Source organism: Enterobacter asburiae (genome assembly GCA_011754535.1).
Lineage (GTDB): Bacteria > Pseudomonadota > Gammaproteobacteria > Enterobacterales > Enterobacteriaceae > Enterobacter > Enterobacter cloacae_N.
On the sequence record JAAQVN010000001.1, the window covers coordinates 23,993 to 39,519 of the forward strand.

The following is a 15,527-nucleotide window of genomic DNA, read 5'->3' on the forward strand; positions in this document are numbered from 1 at the left end:
GTCCTGACCGGCATCGCCCGATGCCGGTCTCCTTGTCCTTGTCGATTTACGCTATGCTGAAGCCTGCCTGTAGCACGACAAGGAACCTCCATGAAAATTTCCCGCCTCGGCGAAGCGCCGGACTACCGCTTCTCTCTGGCTAATGAACGCACTTTTTTAGCGTGGATCCGCACCGCACTGGGCTTTCTGGCCGCAGGTGTCGGCCTTGACCAGCTCGCACCCGATTTTGCCACGCCCTTGATTCGTGAAGTGCTGGCGCTGCTGCTGTGCCTGTTCGCGGGCGTGCTGGCGATTTACGGTTACCTGCGCTGGCTTCGCAATGAGAAGGCGATGCGTCTGAAGCAGGATCTGCCCTATACGCGCGGGTTACTCATCATCAGCGTGATTCTGCTGACGGTGGCGGGCGTGGTAATGGTGCTGGTGTTCTATGCCGGATAGCCGCAAAGCGCGGCGCGAAGCGGACCCTGGCCTGCAGCCTGAGCGAACGTCGCTGGCCTGGCTGCGCACGCTGCTGGGGTATGGCGCGCTGATTGCCCTTGCGATTAAGCACAACTGGCACCGCACCGGGGTGCCATTCTGGATCTCGATTGTTGTGCTGGCGCTGGTAGCCATCATTTTATGGCGCTATACCCGCAGCCGTAACCTGATGGACGTGGCGCAGAACGACTTTGTCCAGCCGAAAGCGGTACGGGATAAGTTCCTGATCGCACTCGCTGTTCTCTCGCTGTCGCTGCTGTTTGCGGTAACCCATATTCAGCAAATTTTGAGCCTGTAAGCCGGGTGGCGGCTTAATTACTTCCCTTTAGCCAGATACTTCGCCATCTCGTCTTCCGGCACCATGCCGCCGCCGGTTGCCCACACCAGGTGGGTAACGCTGGCATCCGAATGAACGCGCACCGGCCCGGCCATCCCCGCCAGCGCCGACGGTTCCAGACGGATCCCTTCCTCCTGCGCCAGCCAGCCGAGCATGTCGTACATGCTCTGGTCGGAAAGTGTATAGAACCCGTCGAGCAGTCGCTCCATCGCGCGGCCGACGAAGCCGGACGCGCGCCCAACCGCCAGACCGTCCGCCGCCGTCACGTTATCAATGCCCAGATCCTGCACCGCGATTTCATCGTGCAGACCGGTGTAAACGCCCAGAAGCATGCACGGGGAGTGCGTTGGCTCTGCGAAGAAGCAGTGGACGTTATCGCCAAAGGCCAGCTTCAGGCCAAACGCCACCCCGCCGGGGCCGCCGCCGACGCCGCACGGCAGGTAGACGTACAGCGGGTGATCCGCATCCACCACGCGGCCCTGTTCGGCAAACTGCGCCTTCAGGCGCTCGCCTGCAACGGCGTAGCCCAGGAATAAGGTGCGGGAATTTTCATCGTCAATGAAGAAGCAGTTCGGATCGCTTTCCGCCGCTTTTCGTCCTTGCTCTACCGCCACGCCGTAATCCTGCTCATATTCCACGACGATGACGCCGTGACTGCGCAGTTTGGCTTTTTTCCACTCGCGGGCGTCGGCAGACATATGTACCGTCACTTTAAAGCCGATGCGTGCGCTCATTATGCCGATAGACAACCCCAGGTTGCCGGTTGAGCCCACCGCAATGCTGTACTGGCTGAAAAAGGCCTTAAAGCGCGGCTCCAGCAGAATGCTGTAATCGTCTTCGATGGTCAGCAACCCGGCTTCCAGCGCCAGCTTCTCCGCGTGGGCCAGCACTTCATAGATGCCGCCGCGCGCTTTAATCGAGCCGGAAATCGGCAGGTGGCTGTCTTTTTTCAGCAGCAGCGTGCCGGGAATGGCCTTGCCAGATTCTTTCTCCAGCCGTTTTTTCATTGCCGGAATAGCAACCAGCTCGGACTCGATAATCCCGCCCGTTGCCGCCGTTTCCGGGAAGGCTTTCGCCAGATACGGCGCGAAGCGTTTCAGGCGCGCGTGGGCGTCGTCCGCGTCGGCTTTGGTCAGCCCGACGTACGGCAATCCTTCCGCAAGCGTCGTGGTGCGCGGGTTAAGCCAGGTGGTTTCTTTCAGGGCAATCAGATCCTCAACCAGAGGAAACTGCGCGATGAGTGTATTGATGGCCGTTGCGTTCATAATTTTTCTCAGCAATTAGTTCGTTCTGACTCTACACCAAATGTGAAAAAGCGTGCTAAATACAGGTAATGCTTTCGATTTATCCAGGGTAAACCGTGCTAAAGCCTCTTATTGCTACCGCGTTACTGATCTCTTCCGGCTGGGCCATTGCCGCCGAGCCGCCGCTGACGGCTGCCCGTTATGCGCAGCAGCTGGGCGTCGGGATGGATGTGGACTGGGCGCGCACCGAGCGCGGCATACGCGAATTCGACCCGCTGGTGGTACGGGATTTTCGTGCAAAAGGCATTACCCACGTGCGCATTCGCGTCGCCGATGAGCCGACGGAAGCGCGGTTGATCCACCTGCGCAAGCTGGTGGAAGCCTGCGAGCAGTATGGCGTGATCCCGATTATCGCTTATCAGGCTGATGAATATAAAAACGACCCCAAAGCCGATAACGAGAAAGAGACGATCAACTGGTGGATTGCCGTGGCGCACTATTTCGGTCAGAGCTACCCGCTGCTGGGTTTTGATCTCATTTATGAGCCAGCCGACAAGCTTAACCACAACCTCGCGTCGTTAAACCGTGTGTATGAAAAAACCATTAAAGCGATCCACGATATAGACCCGCAGCGCATGATTTTCATTGCGCCGCGCCTGCGTGCCGCGCCGGAAGATTTATCCAGCCTGAAGCTGCCTGCGCACAGTCAAAACTACCTGCTGGCGGAATGGCATATTTTCCCGTGGGGGCCGCTGAAAAATAGCGGTAAATACCCGTGGACGTCCGGCACGGCGGCGGAGAAGGCGGCTATCCGTAACCGCATCAGCACCGCACTGCGCTGGCAGCAAAAAACCGGGCACGTCAGCTGGGTCGGAGGCTGGGGCGTGGGGGAGTCAAGCCGTCTTACGCCCACCGCCTCGCAAATGGCCTTCGCCACTTTTATGGCCTGCGAGCTGCAAAAGGCGAAAATCCCGTATGCGCTTAACGCGGATTTCCAGTTTTACGACGGGGAAGAGGGAGCCTGGCGGCCAGCACCAGAGCCGTTATTGCAGGCGATGATTGCGCCCGTCTGTGAAAAGCCCGGCGAGAAGCCGGGCCATCATGCGGTTAAACCGGCTGCTCGTGATGCGGAACACGCGACGCCAGCGGCAGCCAGCACAGTAAAATCAGCAGCCCCATCAGCGTCATCAGCAGGCCCAAACTAGCCTGCCCAGTCTGTGGCATCATAGCCGAGAGCCAGGCCAGCGCGCCGGAACCGATGTTCTGCAAACCGCCCACCAGCGCGCCTGCCGTGCCTGCGAGGAACGGGAACGGCTCCATTGCGCCGCTGGTGGCGAGAGGGAACAGCATTCCCGCGCCGAAGAAGAACAGCGCTGCCGGAATCAGCAGTGTCCAGACCGTCATCACGCCAAACAGCCCTGGGATCCACATCATCAGACCCGCCAGCAGACAGCTAATTACGGCCTGCCACATCAGGGTGGAGAAGCGCTTGTTCTGACGCCCGGCAAACCACGCGCCGAAGAACGCCGCCGGGATCGGCAGAATAAACAGAATGCTCACCACCATGCTACTCAGGCCAAGACCCGCACCCAGCAGCACGCCGGAGCAGGCTTCAAACACCGCAATGCCCGCCAGGCCGCCGATCAGCATCAGCAGGTAGCAGGTAAACGCACCGTTGCCGAACAGCGTTTTGTAGCTGGCGATAAGCTTTGTGCGCGGCGCGTCTTTTGGGCGGGTTTCCGGCATCCAGCGCGCCATGCTGAAGGTGACAATGATGCACAGTACCAGCAGGAAGGCGTAGCAGGCGCGCCAGGACCACATCGTGTCCAGCAGGCCGCCAATCAGCGGGGCCAGCAGCGGGCTGACCAGAATGCCCATGTTTAACAGGCTGTTGGCGTGGCGGAGCTGGGTGCCCTGATACATATCGCGCGGTAAGGTTCGCGCCATCACCCCGCCGACACCCGTCCCAACGCCCTGCAGGGCGCTGGCGGCAATCAGCACGGTCAGGCTGTGCGTGGTAATGGCAATCACCGTCGCCACCATGAAAATGCTCATGCCTACCAGGATCACCGGACGACGCCCGACGCGGTCGGAGAGCGGGCCGTAGAAGAGCTGTGAAACGCCATAGGTCAGCAGGTACGCTGCCATCACGCTCTGCACCGCACCCTCGCGGACGTTCAGTTCCTTTGCCATGTCGGCGATCGCCGGAATGTAGATCGTTTGCGCCATCTGACCGACGGCCACCAGTAACACCAGCATCAACAATAAGTTAACGTTCCGTTGCTTTTTCATGTCGCTGAATACTTTTGCCAAAAGAGGAAAATGAAGAATAAGTGACTACGCATTCCCATAAATGCGCGAGGAATCTACCACAGTAAGATGACAATTTAAGCATTGTCGTGGTGAATCAAAAAACCGGTAAAGGCAGGATTTGTAAACAAGAACGGCAACTAATGTTGCCAGTAATTTACGCCAGGCGCAGCAGAATGGCTCCGGCTGCAATGCCCAGCGCCGCCGCGATGCGCAGGCCCGCAACCTTCTCTTTTAAAAGGACAAACGCGATCAGCGCCCCGAAAAGAACGGAGGTTTCACGCAGCGCCGCGACCACCGCCAGCGGTGCCTGCGTCATTGCCCAGAGGGCCAGACCGTAAGAGCCCATAGTGCCAACGCCGCCGAGCAACCCCTTTTTCCAGTGCAGGCGCAGGTAGCCGGACGCCTCGCGCCGACGTGCCACCATCGCCCAGCCGAGCATGCAGAAGCCGTTCATAAAGAAGGTCCAGAGCGTGTAGCCCAGCGCGGTATCCGACAGCCGCACGCCGGTGCCGTCCACCAGCGTATACCCGGCGATAAAACAGGCGTTCAGCAGCGCCAGCCAGATCCCCCTGCGTGACTGCATGCGGCCATTCATCGCCATCGCCAGAATCGACAGGCAGATTACGCCAATGCCGGACCAGGCAAGCCAGGAGAGACGATCGCCGAGCACCAGCACGCTAATCAGCGCCACCAGCAGCGGGGCGGTGCCGCGCATCAGCGGGTAAGTCTGGCTCATGTCAGAGACCTGATAGGTCTTCGCTACCAGCACGGTGTAGACCACCTGTAAGGCGCAGGAGACGATCAAAAACGGCCAGCTCTCTGCAGATGGCTGTGTTGAGAAGGGCAATAAAATCAGGGCAATAATCGCAGCTGAGCCGCTAACGCCGATCGCAGAGTAGAGCTTGTCCGTTCCGGCTTTAACGATGGCGTTCCAGCTGGCATGCAGCAGTGCGGCGAAAAGCAAAATGCAGAAAACGGTAATGGTCATGGCGTATCGGGTGGTGAATTGTCACTCAACTGTAACATTCACATCCTGATGCCGCCAGCCGGTTACACCGCACAAAAAAGGCGGTGCGTCACCCGCGGTTCGTCCGAGACCAGCGTAAAACCGGCTCGATTGTAAAATCCGTACGCGCTGTCCGGCGCGTGGGTATTCAGGAAATCAAACCAGATGCTGGCATCGGCCATCACCACGGTTAAAAGCTGTTTGCCAATGCCCAGCCCGCGGCACTTCTCGCTGACGTAGAGATGGCGAATGCGCCCGGCACGCGGCTGCTGGCTGAACGGATCGCGGTTGAGGCCACACACGCCCACCAGCCTGCCGTTGAGAAACGCGCCCAGCAGCTTTTCACCCGGCGCGTTAAAGCGGTTCTCACCACGCAGCCAGTTCTCTTCCAGCCTGCGCAGCATGTTGAAATTCAATGCGATACTTTCAGCCTTCAGGGCGATATACCCCGGCTCATCGGGCGTGACAGGCTCAATTAACAGACGCGACATAGCATTCCCTCGTTATTAAAGAGGGGCGGTTGCCCGCCCCTCTCAGGTGCGACTTGAACCTGAATTACCGAACGAATTTCAGGACAGCATCAAGCAGTTGCAGTACTGCAACAATGAGTTTGAGGATAAGTATCACCATATCCACTACGCTCATACGCGTCTCCTTTTGGTTAAAAGGAGCACGATGCTGGCGTACCTTTCCGCCGCCTGTTGCCAGCACCTGGATTGACGTAACACAGTGTGCTCACTTCAGGGGGTTAAGGCACTGACGGCACCACCCGTTTCAGCCAGGACTTCGTTGCGCCGGTAGAACTGCGGCCCCCTCGCTCACTGCGAACACCCTCAGTATAGATAAATACTGTATGCATGAACAGTATTTTTTGGACAAAATCATGAAGGTGATCCATACTCAAAAACGTCAAAATCCGTGCCGGAATTGCGCGTTCGTCTTCGATCGCGTATACTTTTTGCGTTGACGTAACACAGTGTGTTCTGCGGCAACCAACCGCAAAACCCTGATAAAAACCTCGCTTAGGCGGGGTTTTTTGTTTTCTGGTCTATCCATAAAAAACTGCTGGATAAGCGAGGGTTCTGCTATTTGGCTTCGCTGTGAACTACTTTGGATCGCTTAAGTAATTTTCTTTAAATTAGAGGTATTAGACTCATTTTGTAAGATAACACCACTTAATTTATAAACTAATATAACTATTAATAGTCCTCAGGTAGTTAAATTTCTTCGCCTATAATAGTAATAAATAAAATCGAGCTAACTCATTATTTAAGTGAATGTTTAGTTTAAATAATATGGCTGGTTTGAATTCCAGAGATTTTCATTGTATATTTCTAGAGCCGCAAATACTGTATGGATACATTATGAAAGCATCTGAATATTTAAAGATGAAGTTCCAGAGTGACAGGCAGTTAGCTCTTTATGGACAGCAAGGTGTTGCAGGGACTTGGAGAGCATTAAAGGGGATCGGCTCTGATATTTACTCAGGAATAGAGCGAGTAAGTTGGTACTCTTCTTGCTTAATCCCCAGCTATCACGATGTATGTGATGAGCTTCTCTCAGAAGAAAAAAGGATGTACCTCTCAATTCTCTCGCTTTACCGTTATCGCGATGTAATAGCCCACATGCTATACCTTTATTTTGAAAGTGTTATTACCGATTCTGAAAATGGAAATGAACAAAATCGCGTTCGTAAGATGGATTCAAAAGTAACGGGGCTTGTTAACAACATACCGACAAGCAAGGCCGCGCGTTTGGCGATAGCATGGGGGCTGGCCAAATTCTTTTCCGAATCTGGCATACTCTCTGAAATCGTCGTGGAACGGCTTGCACGCCGCGTACCTAACGTTGTCATGGCGCTTCAATTGATTGGAACGGAACAGAAGTGTACTCTTGCCGCTCGTCGCCTGAAAACATTGGACCCTAAGTATTACGCTACCCTCTATGCCGCACAACTGGAGATGCTTTACTACTTTTTTGAGCCTTTCCTGTCTGAACTTATTAAGAAGGTGCAGATGGGATTCTATAAGGATTTCGATGCAATTTATAACGACTTAAAGGGCAAGGAGCATGTTTAAGAGTCTGTTATCAATTCTATTTACGGATATTTTATTCCCCGTTTATATTTTTGCGTTCGCCTCTTTATTCCTTTGGTCGGTGCCTGACCACTGGGTATTACTAACATTTATTTCTATCATTGTATTTATTATTGTTCATCCGATGATTTTTGGCCGCTTTGATAAGTACGATTAAATTTTATAAAAAGGATTTTTTATGTCAAACCCAGCTTATTTGTTTTTAACAGATGAAAATGGTTCTCCCATGGTTGGTCCTTGCCTTGTGTCAGGGCGTGAGGGTGCGATTGAACTCAAATCGTTCACTCATAATGTCAACATCCCAGTCAACGGGAATACCGGGAAATTGACGGGCACGCGTATACACATGCCCATCATGTTCCAGAAAGAATTTGATCGTGTAACCCCACTTCTCTTTCGCGCGCTGAGTACGGGAAGAACGCTTCAGTCAGCCACCATTAAGATGTATCAGATTAATGAGGCGGGTTTAGAACAGGAGTATTTTAATATCCTCCTGGAGAATGTGAAAATAACCTCAATCACACCAGACCTGTATCTCGGCGCAAACACTGGCACACACCTTGAAACGGTTCTCATACGCTACGAGAAAATCACCTGGAAGCATTGCGAAGGAAACGTCATCTTTAGTGACTCCTGGAATGAGCGAGCAACGTACTGAAACGTGATCCCTGACGCATTTTTGCGCAGATGAAAATATTTCCATTGTCACGCCCTAAAAGCTGTGTTTGTATAAATTCCATCAATGATTCCAAACACAGGTCCCCAATGACTTCATCCATCTTCACTTCGACCCTACTAAAAACTGCGCAACCAGCCGCAGTGGTCGTCGTGCGTGTGGTGGTGGTCGTCGGCAATGCGCCGTAGGGACTGGATCAACACACGAATCCAAAACCCCGCCGGCGCAAACCGGGCGGGGTTTTTCGTTTAGGACCCTCCCCGGAAGGCTGGCTCAGAAGAAAAGGACTGGAGCATGGCAAGTTCGGGCACAACATCCACCAAGACGCGTTTTACCGGCGCGCAGCTGATCGTTCATTTGCTGGAACGACAGGGCATCACCACGGTTGCGGGCATCCCTGGCGGCACGGTGCTGCCGCTGTACGATGCGTTAAGCCAAAGCACGCAGATCCGCCACGTGCTGGCGCGCCACGAACAGGGGGCAGGCTTTATCGCTCAGGGCATGGCGCGTACGCAGGGCAAACCGGCGGTCTGTATGGCCTGCAGCGGCCCGGGCGCAACCAACCTGGTCACCGCCATCGCCGACGCGCGTCTCGACTCCATTCCGCTGATCTGCATTACCGGCCAGGTACCGTCCTCCATGATCGGCACCGATGCGTTCCAGGAAGTGGACACCTACGGCATCTCTATCCCCATCACCAAACATAACTATTTAGTTCGCGATATCACCGAGCTTCCTCAGGTTATCAGCGATGCGTTCCGCATTGCGCAGTCAGGCCGCCCGGGCCCGGTGTGGATAGATATTCCTAAGGATGTCCAGACCGCAGAGATCGAGATCGACGTGCTGCCGGAGCCGGGCGAGCGCGCGGCCGCGCCGGAATTCAGCGCTGAGAGCGTGCGCGATGCCGCCGCCATGATTAACGCCGCCAAACGCCCGGTGCTCTATCTGGGCGGCGGGGCGATTAACGCCGCGGATGAAATCCGCCAGTTTGCGGAAAAAGCCAACCTGCCGACCACCATGACCCTGATGGCGCTGGGTATGCTGCCTAAAGCGCACCCATTGTCATTAGGCATGTTGGGCATGCACGGCGCGCGCAGCACTAACTACATCCTGCAAGAGGCTGATTTGCTGATTGTTATGGGCGCGCGTTTTGATGACCGGGCGATCGGCAAAACCGAGCAGTTCTGCCCGAACGCCAAAATCATTCACGTGGATATCGACCGCGCCGAGCTGGGTAAAATCAAGCAGCCGCACGTGGCGATTCAGGGCGACGTGGCCGAAGTGCTGGCGCAGTTGATCCCGCAAACCGATGCAGCCGAGCGCGCCGACTGGCGTCAACTGGTGGCCGATCTGCAGCGCGAGTTCCCGGGCGCCATCCCAACCGAGGGCGACCCGCTCAGCCACTACGGGCTGATCAACGCCGTGGCCGCCTGCGTGGACGACAGCGCGATTATCACCACCGACGTCGGCCAGCATCAGATGTGGACCGCCCAGGCGTATCCGCTGAACCGTCCGCGTCAGTGGCTGACATCCGGCGGCCTGGGCACTATGGGCTTTGGCCTGCCCGCCGCCGTGGGTGCGGCGCTGGCGAATCCGGACCGCAAGGTCATCTGCTTCTCCGGCGACGGCAGCCTGATGATGAACATTCAGGAAATGGCGACTGCGGCCGAAAACCAGTTAGACGTGAAAATTATCCTGATGAACAACGAGGCGCTGGGCCTAGTGCACCAGCAGCAGAGTCTGTTCTACAAGCAGGGGGTGTTTGCGGCGACCTATCCGGGGATGATTAACTTTATGCAGATTGCCGCCGGTTTTGGCCTGCACACCTGCGATCTGAACGCGGAAGAAGACGCACACGCGGCGCTGCAGGCGATGATTTCTCGCCCCGGCCCGGCGCTGATCCACGTGCGTATCGACCCTGAACAAAAAGTGTATCCGATGGTGCCGCCGGGTGCGGCAAATACTGAGATGGTGGGAGAATAAGCCATGCAGAAACAACATGATAACGTCATTCTGGAACTCACCGTCCGCAACCACCCTGGCGTCATGACCCACGTCTGCGGGCTCTTTGCCCGTCGGGCGTTTAACGTGGAAGGCATTCTCTGTCTGCCGATTCAGGGCAGCGAGCACAGCCGCATCTGGCTACTGGTCAACGACGATCAGCGTCTGGAGCAGATGATGGCGCAGATCGACAAGCTGGAAGATGTCACCAAAGTGGCGCGCAACCAGTCCGATCCCACCATGTTTAACAAAATTGCGGTGTTTTTCGAGTAAATCGCTTAAGGTAAGCGTCTTTCGCTCTTGTAGGCCGGATAAGCGCAGCGCCATCCGGCTTTTTCAGACCGCAGGAACACACATGACCACCATCGCTCTCATCGATGATCACCTTATCGTTCGCTCCGGCTTTGCCCAGCTTCTGAACCTCGAACCAGATTTTCAGGTCGTAGCCGAGTTTGGCTCTGGCCGCGAGGCGCTGGCGGGCCTGCCGGGACGCGGGGTGCAGGTCTGTATCTGCGACATCTCGATGCCGGATCTCTCCGGGCTGGAGCTGTTAAGCCAGCTGCCAAAAGGAATGGCGACGATCATGCTCTCGGTTCACGACAGCCCGGCGCTGGTCGAGCAGGCGCTCAACGCGGGCGCGCGGGGCTTCCTCTCTAAACGCTGTAGCCCGGACGAGCTTATTGCCGCGGTGCGCACCGTCTCCACCGGCGGCTGCTATTTAACGCCGGATATCGCCGTCAAGCTGGCGGCCGGAAGGCAGGATCCGCTCACCAGACGCGAACGTCAGGTGGCGGAGAAGCTCGCGCAGGGCATGTCGGTGAAAGAGATTGCCGCCGAGCTGGATCTGTCGCCAAAAACCGTGCACGTCCATCGCGCCAACCTGATGGAAAAACTCAACGTCAGCAACGACGTCGAGCTGGCGCGCCGCATGTTCGACAGCTGGCAATGAGTTCCGCTTTTTCACGGCTGATCGCCGTCGTCGCCAGCTTTTTTATCTTCTCCGCCGCTTGGTTCTGCCTGTGGAGCATCAGCCTGCATCTTGTCGAGCGCCCCGAGCTGGCGGTGCTGCTGTTTCCCTTCGGCCTGCGTCTGGGGCTAATGCTCCAGTGCCCGCGCGGCTACTGGCCGGTTTTGCTGGGCGCAGAGTGGCTGATGCTGGTCTGGCTGGCGCAGGAAGTTGCCCTCGCGCACCTGCCCTTATTGATGACCGGAAGCGTGCTCACGCTTCTCCCGGTCGCGCTCATTTCCCGCTACCGCCACCAGCGCGACTGGCGCACGCTGCTGCGGCAGGGGGCGGCGCTGATTGCCGCCGCGTTGCTACAATCCCTGCCGTGGATTGGCGAGAAGGAGATGCTCAACGCCCTGCTGCTGACCCTCACCGGCGGCCTGACGCTGGCACCAACCTGTCTCGTTATTTGGCACTACCTCACCAGCACCGTCTGGCAGCCGCTCGGCCCGGCGCTGGTTTCTCAACCGGTGAACTGGCGCGCCCGGCACCTTATCTGGTATCTGCTGCTGTTTGTGGTGAGCCTGTGGCTCCAGCTTGGCCTGCCCGCCGAGCTTTCACGCTTCACGCCATTTTGTCTGGCGCTGCCGATTATCGCCCTGGCCTGGCACTACGGCTGGCAGGGGGCGCTGATCGCCACGCTGATGAACGCTATCGCGCTGATTGCCAGCCAGACCTGGCACGATCATCCCGTAGATTTACTGCTTTCCCTGCTGGCCCAGAGCCTGACCGGGCTGCTGCTCGGGGCGGGCATTCAGCGCCTGCGCGAGCTGAACCAGTCCCTGCAAACCGAGCTGGCGCGCAACCGCCGTCTGGCGGAGCGTCTGCTGGAGACGGAAGAGAGCGTGCGGCAGGAGGTGGCCCGCGAGCTGCACGACGATATCGGCCAGACCATCACCGCCATCCGCACGCAGGCGGGCATTGTTCAGCGCCTGGCGGCCGAAAACGCGGGCGTGAAGCAGGGCGGGGCGCATATCGAACAGCTTTCGCTGGGCGTCTATGATTCCGTTCGTCGCCTGTTAGGACGGCTGCGCCCGCGCCAGCTTGACGACCTTACGCTTGAGCAGGCGGTACGTTCCCTGATGCGCGAGATGGAGCTGGAAAGCCGCGGTATTGTCAGCCATCTCGACTGGCGCATTAACGAATCTTCGCTCAGCGAAGGCCAGCGCGTGACGCTGTTCCGCGTCTGTCAGGAGGGGCTGAACAACATCGTCAAGCACGCCAGCGCCAGCGCGGTCACCATCCAGGGCTGGCAGCAGGACGAGCGCCTGATGCTGGTGATTGAAGACGACGGCTGCGGCCTGCCGCCGGGCTCCGGCCAGCAGGGCTTTGGCCTGGCGGGCATGCGCGAGCGCGTGAAGGCGCTGGGCGGCACGCTGACCCTCTCCTGCACCCACGGGACGCGCGTCAGCGTCAGTTTGCCGTTAAGGACGTCTCATGTTTAAAACCCCAGCCAGCGCAGCCCCATTAATCAACAAAGCGGAAATCGACGCCCGCTACCGCTACTGGCGTCGCCATATCCTGATTACCATCTGGCTCGGCTACGCGCTGTTCTACTTCACCCGCAAAAGCTTCAACGCCGCCGCGCCAGAAATCCTGGCCAGCGGCGTGATGACGCGCACCGATATCGGCCTGCTGGCGACGCTGTTTTACATCACCTACGGCCTGTCGAAGTTCTTCTCGGGCATCGTCAGCGATCGCTCCAACGCGCGCTACTTTATGGGCGTTGGGCTGATCGCCACCGGCGTGGTGAACATCCTGTTCGGCTTCTCCACCTCGCTGTGGGCCTTCGCCCTGCTGTGGGCGCTGAACGCCTTTTTCCAGGGCTGGGGCGCGCCGGTCTGCGCCCGCCTGCTCACCGCCTGGTACTCGCGCAACGAGCGCGGCGGCTGGTGGGCAATCTGGAACACCGCGCATAACGTCGGCGGGGCGCTGATCCCGATGGTGGTGGGTGCCGCGGCGCTGCACTACGGCTGGCGCGCGGGGATGATGATTGCCGGTGGCCTGGCGATTGTCGCCGGGCTGTTCCTCTGCTGGCGCCTGCGCGACAGGCCGCAAACCGTCGGCCTTCCGCCGGTGGGCGACTGGCGGCACGACGAGATGGAGATCGCCCAGCAGCAGGAGGGCGCGGGGCTGACCCGCAGGGAGATCCTCACCCGATACGTGCTGAAAAACCCGTACATCTGGCTGCTGTCGCTCTGCTACGTACTGGTCTACGTGGTGCGCGCGGCCATCAACGACTGGGGCAATCTGTACATGTCCGAGACGCTCGGCGTGGACCTGGTGACCGCCAACTCCGCGGTGACGATGTTCGAGCTGGGCGGGTTTATCGGCGCGCTGGTGGCGGGCTGGGGCTCGGACAAGCTGTTCAACGGCAACCGTGGTCCGATGAACCTGATTTTCGCCGCCGGGATTTTGCTCTCCGTCGGCTCGCTGTGGCTGATGCCGTTTGCCAGCTACGTGATGCAGGCGGCATGCTTCTTCACCATCGGCTTCTTCGTGTTTGGCCCGCAGATGCTGATCGGCATGGCGGCGGCTGAGTGTTCCCACAAAGAGGCGGCAGGCGCGGCGACGGGCTTTGTCGGGCTGTTTGCCTACCTGGGCGCATCGCTCTCCGGCTGGCCGCTGGCGCGGGTGATCGACGTCTGGCACTGGAGCGGTTTCTTCGCGGTGATCGCCATCGCGGCGGGGATTTCCGCCCTGCTGCTGTTGCCTTTCCTGCACGCGCAGGCCCCGCGCGAAGCCAGCGTGATGTGATGCGCTTCACCTTTTCACCCCGTATGGCGCAAAACTAGGAAATTTTCCCGGTTTTACCTGGACGCTGTCTCAGGCATCTCTCCCGGCTGATTTTTACAATGCTGCAAAAATCAGCTCAGGAGTAAACTAACCATGCTGGCCTTCTTAAATCAGGTGCGCAAGCCGACCCTGGATCTGCCGCTCGACGTGCGGCGCAAAATGTGGTTCAAACCGTTCATGCAGTCCTATCTGGTGGTCTTCATCGGCTACCTGACCATGTACCTGATCCGCAAAAACTTTAACATCGCGCAGAACGACATGATCTCAACCTACGGGTTGAGCATGACGCAGCTGGGGATGATTGGCCTGGGCTTCTCCATTACCTACGGCGTGGGGAAAACCGTTGTGTCCTACTACGCGGACGGCAAAAACACCAAGCAGTTCCTGCCGTTTATGCTGATCCTCTCCGCCATCTGTATGCTCGGCTTCAGCGCCAGCATGGGCGCGGGCTCCGTCAGCCTGTTCCTGATGATCGCCTTCTACGCCCTGAGCGGTTTCTTCCAGAGTACCGGCGGGTCGTGCAGCTACTCCACCATCACCAAATGGACCCCGCGCCGCAAGCGTGGTTCCTACCTCGGCATGTGGAACATCTCCCACAACCTCGGCGGGGCGGGTGCGGCAGGCGTGGCGCTGTTTGGCGCGAACTACCTGTTCGACGGCCACGTGATCGGCATGTTTATCTTCCCGTCGATTATCGCCCTGATTGTCGGCTTTATCGGCCTGCGCTTCGGCAGCGACTCCCCGGAATCCTACGGCCTCGGCAAAGCCGAAGAGCTGTTCGGCGAGGAGATCAGCGAAGAGGACAAAGAGACCGAAGAAAACGAGATGTCCAAATGGCAGATTTTTGTTGAGTACGTGCTGAAAAACAAAGTGATCTGGCTGCTGTGCTTCTCAAACATCTTCCTCTATGTGGTGCGTATCGGTATTGACCAGTGGTCGACGGTGTATGCCTTCCAGGAGCTGAAGCTTTCTAAAGAAGTGGCGATTCAGGGCTTCACCCTGTTCGAAGCGGGTGCGCTGGTCGGCACGCTGCTGTGGGGCTGGCTCTCGGACCTCGCCAACGGCCGTCGCGCGCTGGTGGCCTGCGTCGCGCTGGCACTGATTATTGCCACGCTCGGCGTCTACCAGCACGCCAGCAACCAGTACGTTTACCTGGCGTCCCTGTTCGCGCTCGGCTTCCTGGTGTTTGGCCCGCAGCTGCTGATCGGCGTGGCGGCGGTCGGCTTCGTGCCGAAAAAAGCGATCGGCGCCGCCGATGGAATTAAAGGCACCTTCGCCTACCTGATCGGCGACAGCTTCGCCAAGCTGGGTCTGGGGATGATCGCCGACGGCACGCCGATTTTCGGCCTGACCGGCTGGGCGGGCACCTTCGCGGCGCTGGATGCTGCAGCGATCGGCTGTATCGTCCTGATGGCGATGGTAGCGGTGCTGGAAGAACGTAAAATTCGCCGTGAGAATCGTGCGCAGAAGCAGAAATTGAAAGCGGCCTGAGTGTGCAGGTAACTTCTTTGCCCGGCTGACCACCGGGCTTTTTTATTTACAGGCTCTACCTTTACCCCGCTTTACACACCCGCT

Annotated in this window: 18 protein-coding genes; 13 read left to right on the forward strand and 5 right to left on the reverse strand. The window is 57.9% G+C overall.

The genetic code is table 11. From position 1 onward, the window contains the following. Positions 1-90 precede the first annotated feature (90 nt). Together HBM95_00110 and HBM95_00115 are read left to right on the forward strand one after the other, a co-directional pair. Positions 91-438: a YidH family protein gene (locus HBM95_00110; GenBank protein NIH41355.1), complete on the forward strand. Its 348-nt coding sequence runs from the start codon at positions 91-93 to the stop codon at positions 436-438. Further along, entirely contained in the window at positions 428-775 is a 348-nt protein-coding gene (locus HBM95_00115) for a DUF202 domain-containing protein (protein ID NIH41356.1), read from the forward strand. Before HBM95_00110 ends, HBM95_00115 begins: the two co-directional genes overlap by 11 nt. A gap of 17 nt (positions 776-792) precedes the next feature. Here HBM95_00115 and dsdA read toward each other — a convergent pair whose 3' ends face one another. Beyond that, positions 793-2,079, reverse strand: coding sequence for a D-serine ammonia-lyase (dsdA, locus tag HBM95_00120; GenBank protein ID NIH41357.1), 1,287 nt, complete (start codon positions 2,077-2,079; stop codon positions 793-795). Between the two features lie 95 nt (positions 2,080-2,174). Between dsdA and HBM95_00125 the strand changes: the two genes are divergently transcribed. Continuing rightward, positions 2,175-3,263 carry a glycoside hydrolase family 5 protein gene (locus tag HBM95_00125; GenBank protein ID NIH41358.1) on the forward strand — a complete coding sequence of 363 codons (1,089 nt, stop codon included), beginning with the start codon at positions 2,175-2,177 and terminating at the stop codon, positions 3,261-3,263. Here HBM95_00125 and emrD read toward each other — a convergent pair. From emrD to tisB, 4 genes are all read right to left on the reverse strand, one after another. Further along, a complete protein-coding gene (gene emrD / locus HBM95_00130; protein NIH41359.1) occupies positions 3,166-4,350 on the reverse strand; it encodes a multidrug efflux MFS transporter EmrD in 1,185 nt (394 codons plus the stop codon). The genes HBM95_00125 and emrD overlap by 98 nt on opposite strands. Before the next feature lie 175 nt (positions 4,351-4,525). Then, on the reverse strand, positions 4,526-5,359 hold the full coding sequence (locus tag HBM95_00135) for an EamA family transporter (GenBank protein ID NIH41360.1): 834 nt from the start codon (positions 5,357-5,359) through the stop codon (positions 4,526-4,528). A gap of 62 nt (positions 5,360-5,421) precedes the next feature. Further along, positions 5,422-5,868, reverse strand: coding sequence for a GNAT family N-acetyltransferase (locus tag HBM95_00140; GenBank protein NIH41361.1), 447 nt, complete (start codon positions 5,866-5,868; stop codon positions 5,422-5,424). Between the two features lie 64 nt (positions 5,869-5,932). After that, complete coding sequence (gene tisB, locus HBM95_00145; protein NIH41362.1) at positions 5,933-6,022, reverse strand: type I toxin-antitoxin system toxin TisB; 90 nt, start codon at positions 6,020-6,022, stop codon at positions 5,933-5,935. A 719-nt stretch (positions 6,023-6,741) separates the two neighbouring features. On the opposite strand from tisB, the gene HBM95_00150 reads away from it, so the two are divergent. The 10 genes from HBM95_00150 (at position 6,742) to uhpT (ending at position 15,443) form a co-directional block, all read left to right on the forward strand. After that, positions 6,742-7,455: a hypothetical protein gene (locus HBM95_00150; protein ID NIH41363.1), complete on the forward strand. Its 714-nt coding sequence runs from the start codon at positions 6,742-6,744 to the stop codon at positions 7,453-7,455. Further along, positions 7,448-7,630 carry a hypothetical protein gene (locus HBM95_00155; protein NIH41364.1) on the forward strand — a complete coding sequence of 61 codons (183 nt, stop codon included), beginning with the start codon at positions 7,448-7,450 and terminating at the stop codon, positions 7,628-7,630. The genes HBM95_00150 and HBM95_00155 overlap by 8 nt, the downstream gene beginning before the upstream one ends. Positions 7,631-7,651: 21 nt before the next feature. Next, positions 7,652-8,131 carry a type VI secretion system tube protein Hcp gene (hcp, locus tag HBM95_00160; GenBank protein NIH41365.1) on the forward strand — a complete coding sequence of 160 codons (480 nt, stop codon included), beginning with the start codon at positions 7,652-7,654 and terminating at the stop codon, positions 8,129-8,131. A 107-nt stretch (positions 8,132-8,238) separates the two neighbouring features. After that, complete coding sequence (ivbL, locus tag HBM95_00165; protein NIH41366.1) at positions 8,239-8,337, forward strand: ilvB operon leader peptide IvbL; 99 nt, start codon at positions 8,239-8,241, stop codon at positions 8,335-8,337. Between the two features lie 106 nt (positions 8,338-8,443). After that, positions 8,444-10,132 carry an acetolactate synthase large subunit gene (gene ilvB / locus HBM95_00170; GenBank protein ID NIH41367.1) on the forward strand — a complete coding sequence of 563 codons (1,689 nt, stop codon included), beginning with the start codon at positions 8,444-8,446 and terminating at the stop codon, positions 10,130-10,132. Positions 10,133-10,135: 3 nt separating this feature from the next. Further along, complete coding sequence (gene ilvN, locus HBM95_00175; protein NIH41368.1) at positions 10,136-10,423, forward strand: acetolactate synthase small subunit; 288 nt, start codon at positions 10,136-10,138, stop codon at positions 10,421-10,423. A gap of 82 nt (positions 10,424-10,505) precedes the next feature. Beyond that, positions 10,506-11,099 carry a transcriptional regulator UhpA gene (gene uhpA / locus HBM95_00180; GenBank protein ID NIH41369.1) on the forward strand — a complete coding sequence of 198 codons (594 nt, stop codon included), beginning with the start codon at positions 10,506-10,508 and terminating at the stop codon, positions 11,097-11,099. Beyond that, the gene (gene uhpB, locus HBM95_00185) at positions 11,096-12,601 is read left to right on the forward strand and encodes a signal transduction histidine-protein kinase/phosphatase UhpB (GenBank protein ID NIH41370.1); all 1,506 of its coding nucleotides are present in this window, start codon (positions 11,096-11,098) and stop codon (positions 12,599-12,601) included. Before uhpA ends, uhpB begins: the two co-directional genes overlap by 4 nt. After that, positions 12,594-13,913, forward strand: coding sequence for an MFS transporter (locus HBM95_00190; protein ID NIH41371.1), 1,320 nt, complete (start codon positions 12,594-12,596; stop codon positions 13,911-13,913). Before uhpB ends, HBM95_00190 begins: the two co-directional genes overlap by 8 nt. Before the next feature lie 132 nt (positions 13,914-14,045). After that, entirely contained in the window at positions 14,046-15,443 is a 1,398-nt protein-coding gene (uhpT, locus tag HBM95_00195) for a hexose-6-phosphate:phosphate antiporter (protein ID NIH41372.1), read from the forward strand. The last annotated feature ends 84 nt before the right edge of the window (positions 15,444-15,527 follow it).